The following is a 1,978-nucleotide window of genomic DNA, read 5'->3' as shown; positions in this document are numbered from 1 at the left end:
GAGCGGCCGCGCTTCGTCCTTCAGACCTCGGTGCCGAACCCCCGCTCGCGGTGGCGGCGGCTGACGTCGCTCGTCGGCGGCCTCGTGCCGCGCCGGGCGAGGGGCTGAGGTGGCCGCGGCTCCCGCGGCCGTGCACGCCGACGGCCCGCCACGTAGGATCGGCGGGCGGGTGATCTCGCAGAGCCTCGGGGCGGCTCGGACCGTTGGGCCCCGCGCCACGCACCTCGACCGCCTGTGAAGGACTCCGCCATGACCCGACCCCTGTCCCCCCGGATCTCCCGACGAGCGCTCCTGCTGTCTCGGCCGCCGCCGCAGGAGTCGGAGCGACCCTCGTCGTCGCGTCGCCGGCCTCCGCCGCCCCGAACTACTCGGTGATCCCCCGGCTGCCCGGCGAGATCTCGCGCACGGACACCGTCGTCTCGCGGGTGGGCAAGAAGAAGTACGAGGTCGTCGACGTCATGATCTCGGGCGATCGCGCCCGGCTGTTCGTCCCGCACTCGGCCAAGCCGGGCACCGCGGTCTCGATGATCTGGTACTACCACGCGAGCGGGAGCAACTACGCGGCGCTGTCCGGTGCGTACCAGTACTCCGCCGACCAGGCCGTCGACCAGGGCCTCGTCTCGATCTGCCCCAACTACGGCGGCTCGCTCTACACGAACCCCGTCGCGCTCGCCGCTCAGACCAAGGCGGCGACGTGGGTGTCGTCGGTGTGGACGGTCTCGGCCAGCCTGCTCCGCTCCAACTCGGGCGGCGGCACGCTCCTCGCCTGGGCGTACGGCAAGCGCATGGTGCCCGCGATCCGCGGGGCGTACCACGCGAGCGGCTCGTTCGACATGGAGGACCTGGCCCGCCGCGATCCCTCGCGCGTCCTGGCGATCTACGGGAACGACCCGGCGGCCCTCCGAGCCGCCAACCCCCTCCGCCTGCCCGAGTCCGCCTGGGCGGGCGCGCGCCTGCGCGTCACCGGCTCCTCCGAGGACGAGCTCGTGCCCCTGGAGCTGCACGGCGGCCGCTTCTACCGCCGGGCGCTGCCCCTCGCGAAGGAGGCGACCATCGTCGCCCACTCGGGCGAGAACAGGGAGAACGGCCACACGGTGCCCTCCTCCACCAACGCCGACATGCTCACGACCTTCCAGCGCTGGCTGCGGGAAGGCCCGGCCTGATCGATGGCGGAACCGGCACCCCCTCGGATCCTGAGTGACACCTGGTACGGACGGGTCGTGGGCGCGGACGTCGCCGGCACGAACACGAGTGCGCTCCGCCGCTGGCGGACCACGCTGCGGATGTGCCTGCGCAGCCGCGACTACGACCTCGTGCTCACCTCTCAGGGGACCCGTCGGATCGGCGGGGTCGTCGTGCTCGCGGGCTTCCTCGCCCTGACCGGTCGGCGCAGGCTCGTCCTGACCGAGTTCATGCCGAGCACGGTCCGTCCGGGCCTGAAGGGCGCCGCGGCCGTCGGCCTCTACCGCCTCCTGCTGGGCCGCGCGGTCGCGCGCGTTCAGGTCATGACCGAGTGGGAGCGGGAGGAGTACGGCGAGCGCTTCCGCATCCCGCCCGAGCGCATCGTGCACGTCCCCTTCTACTGGTTCGACGACCGCGTCGCGCCCGCCGAGGCCGCGGCGCGCAGCGGCGCGATGGCGTCCGGGCGCAACTCCTGCGACTGGGAGACGTTCTTCTCCGCCCTCGGCGAGCAGGGCGTCCCCCTCACCGCGGTGTGTGATCGCCGCGACGCCGCGCGTGCGCACCGGGCGGCGACCCCCGGCAGCACGGTGCTCGTCGAGGTCCCGCGCGAGGAGCACGACCGGCTCCTCTCCTCCAGCGAGCTCTACGTCCTCGCTCTGAAGGACACCCGCAAGAGCACCGGGCACGTCCGCCTCGCCTCGGCGGCCACGCGGGGCACCCCGGTCGTCGCCTCGGACGTCGCGGGGATCCGCGGCTACGAGCACCTCGCGGTGGCCGTCGTCCCGCCCGGGCGGCC

At 73.8% G+C, this 1,978-nt stretch carries 2 protein-coding genes; both read left to right on the top strand.

Annotation, left to right across the window (positions count from 1 at the left end):
• Nucleotides 1–371: 371 nt before the first annotated feature.
• A complete protein-coding gene (locus tag B0T42_RS18880) occupies nucleotides 372–1,163 on the top strand; it encodes a hypothetical protein (RefSeq protein ID WP_077224495.1) in 792 nt (263 codons plus the stop codon).
• 57 nt (nucleotides 1,164–1,220) lie between these two features.
• Nucleotides 1,221–1,978, top strand: a 758-nt coding sequence (locus tag B0T42_RS18875; RefSeq protein ID WP_201788595.1) for a hypothetical protein, incomplete at its 3' end; no start/stop codon positions are given.

It is taken from the genome of Rathayibacter rhapontici (genome assembly GCF_001995175.1).
Lineage (GTDB): Bacteria > Actinomycetota > Actinomycetes > Actinomycetales > Microbacteriaceae > Rathayibacter.
Note: the sequence above shows the minus strand (reverse complement) of the source record. Positions and strands in the feature narration are given on the sequence as shown.